At 65.7% G+C, this 2,340-nt stretch carries 3 protein-coding genes; all 3 read right to left on the reverse strand.

Annotated features, from left to right (window positions below):
• Positions 1-27: 27 nt before the first annotated feature.
• Positions 28-1,566 (reverse strand): IS66 family transposase, encoded by a 1,539-nt coding sequence (locus HMPREF2924_RS00140; RefSeq protein WP_031634191.1) that lies wholly within the window; start codon positions 1,564-1,566, stop codon positions 28-30.
• Positions 1,567-1,629: 63 nt separating this feature from the next.
• A complete protein-coding gene (tnpB, locus tag HMPREF2924_RS00145; RefSeq protein ID WP_031634193.1) occupies positions 1,630-1,968 on the reverse strand; it encodes an IS66 family insertion sequence element accessory protein TnpB in 339 nt (112 codons plus the stop codon).
• A complete protein-coding gene (locus HMPREF2924_RS00150; protein ID WP_083318605.1) occupies positions 1,968-2,264 on the reverse strand; it encodes an IS66 family insertion sequence element accessory protein TnpA in 297 nt (98 codons plus the stop codon). The genes tnpB and HMPREF2924_RS00150 overlap by 1 nt, the downstream gene beginning before the upstream one ends.
• Positions 2,265-2,340 lie beyond the last annotated feature (76 nt).

Raw genomic sequence — 2,340 nt, forward strand, 5'->3', positions numbered from 1 at the left:
GTAAGCGTCCAGCCGCCCCACCCTTGCTCAGTTTGCGGGGCTGAGGGGTAACAGCTCATCGATCCGGCTGTTGGGCCAGGTGGGCAGTTTTTCCAGCGTATCCTTGAGCCAGGCGGCGGGCTCGACGCCGTTCAGTTTGGCGGTGGCCAGCAGGCTCTGGATGGCGGCGGCGCGGCGGCCGGCGCGCTCCGAACCGGTAAACAACCAATTCTTCTTACCCACCGCGATCGGTCGGATGATGTTCTCGACCGGATTGTTGTCGATCGGCAGGGTGGCGTTGTGCGCGTAGCGCGACAGCGCCGTCCAGCGTTTCAGGCTGTAGTCCATGGCCTTGGCCAGGCTGCCACCGTTGGCCACGCTTTGCCGCGTCAGCTGCAGCCAGTCGTGCATGGCCTGCAGTTTGGGCAGGGCTTCTTGTTCGCGCAGCACCTGCCGTGCGGCAGCGTCGAGAGTGCGGCCGCGCGCTTCGATGGCATAGAGTTCGGCGATACGCCGCAAGGCCTCGGCAGCCACCGGACTCTGGTTGGCCGCATGCAGCTCGAAGAACTTGCGCCGGGCATGGGCCATGCAGCCGACCTCGGTGACGCCCAGGGCGAACAGCGCCTTGTAGCCGGCATAGTCGTCCACCACCAGGTGCCCTTTCCAGTCGCCCAGAAAGGTGCGTGCATGCTCGCCGCTGCGCCCGCATTGATAGTCGAACACGGCGAGGCGCGGCCCTTCGTCCAGGTCGTTGCTGCGGTAGGCCCAGAGGTAGGCGCGTTTGGTTTTGCCCTGGCCGGGATCGAGTTGCTGCATGGGCGTTTCATCAGCATGCAGCACGGGTCGTTGTAGCAATAACTCGCGCAGCCGATCCACCAGGGGCTGCAAGGCAACACCGTAGCGCCCGACCCACTCGGCCAGGGTCGAACGAGCCAGGGTGATGCCGTCACGGGCGGCGATCTGTTCGAGGCGGTAGAGCGGCAGGTGATCGAGGAACTTGCTGATCAGTACCCAGGCGATCAGGCCAGGGGCGGCCATGCCACCGTCGATCACTGCCGGCGGAACCGGCGCGGCGGTGATGCGTTCGCACGGACGGCAGGCGTATTGCGGACGAATGTGCCGGTGCACGAAGAACTTGGCCGGCGTAACGTCAAGCTGCTCGCTAATGTCTTCGCCGATCTTGACCAGCTCGCCGCCGCACTGGCCGCAGCTGCAGGTCTCGGGTTCGTGGCGGTGTTCGATGCGCGGCAGATGCTCCGGCAAGGGCTGGCGACCGGCACGCTGGCGCTGGCTGCGCAGCTCGGGCAGCTGCTGCTCGACCTCGGCCTCGATGGCGGCGCTGTCGGCGTCAGCCGTCTCGCGGAACAGGTCACGCTGTTCCGGTGACAGGGCCTCGTTTTTGACGCCGAAACGAATACGTCGCAGGTGTGCCAGTTCGAGGGTCAGCGCCTGGATTTTCAAGGTGTCGAGCTTGGCCTGGGCCCGTAGCTTTTCGGCCTCGGCATGCAGCGGTAAGACGGCGGCAACGACGCCTTCCTGCTGGGCAGGATCGAGATTCAGGGCGGCGAGTTCGGCGGTTAAAAGCATGCGCGAATTCTACCGGAAAACCGCCTGAAAGGCCCGTAAATACTGGCGTTCCTGAGCTATTTATCACACCTGCCAATGCTCCGGCGGACGCGCCTCGAGGCGCTGCCAATCGACGCCGGCGATCAGCCATTGCCACTGCGCCTGGGTCAAGGTGAGCAGCCTGTCGTCGGCATTCGGCCAGCGGAAACAGCCTTGATGCAGACGGCGCTGGCTCAGCCACACACCGGTGCCGTCCCACTGCAGCAGCTTGAGCCGCGAGCCGCGCCGATTACGAAAGGCATAGGCCGTGCCGTCGCAGGGTGGCCGGCCGAGTGCCTGCTGGATGTGCGCCGACAGCCCGTCGATCCCCAGACGCATATCGACTGGCTCGACCACCAGCCAAACCTGGGCCGGCGTGAGCATCAGGCTATCCCCCGCAGCAACCCGGCCAACCAGGTTGCATCGATGCCAGCCGGCAACGCCAACCGCCAGCCGCTGGCGTGCTGCAGCAGCAACTCGCCGCCGGCGGACGGCCCCTGCAGCGCCAGGGGCACCAGGGTCAGCGGCGTGGCAGTCTGCTTGCTGCGCCTGATCCAGTAGGCCAGCGCCTTGGGTTTGAGCTCATGCTGCTGGCAGTAAGCGACCTGAGTCAGCCCGCTGTCCCGCCAGGCCTGGACGTGCTGAGCCCAGGCCTGGCGCCGCGCGTGCATCGTTTCCATATGAATCCCCTGCTGGAAAAAGCACAGGATGCAGGCCGGGGTGTTCGAGCAAAAGGTGGGCGGGCTGGACGCTTAC

Origin of the sequence: Pseudomonas sp. HMSC063H08 (assembly GCF_001813645.1) — a bacterium.
GTDB classification, from domain to species: Bacteria; Pseudomonadota; Gammaproteobacteria; order Pseudomonadales; family Pseudomonadaceae; genus Pseudomonas; species Pseudomonas aeruginosa.

Coding starts and splice junctions, on each gene's coding strand:
- HMPREF2924_RS00140 (WP_031634191.1), bottom strand. CDS start 1,566: ATGCTTTTAACCGCCGAACTCGCCGCCCTGAATCTCGATCCTGCCCAG.
- tnpB (WP_031634193.1), bottom strand. CDS start 1,968: ATGCTCACGCCGGCCCAGGTTTGGCTGGTGGTCGAGCCAGTCGATATG.
- HMPREF2924_RS00150 (WP_083318605.1), bottom strand. CDS start 2,264: ATGGAAACGATGCACGCGCGGCGCCAGGCCTGGGCTCAGCACGTCCAG.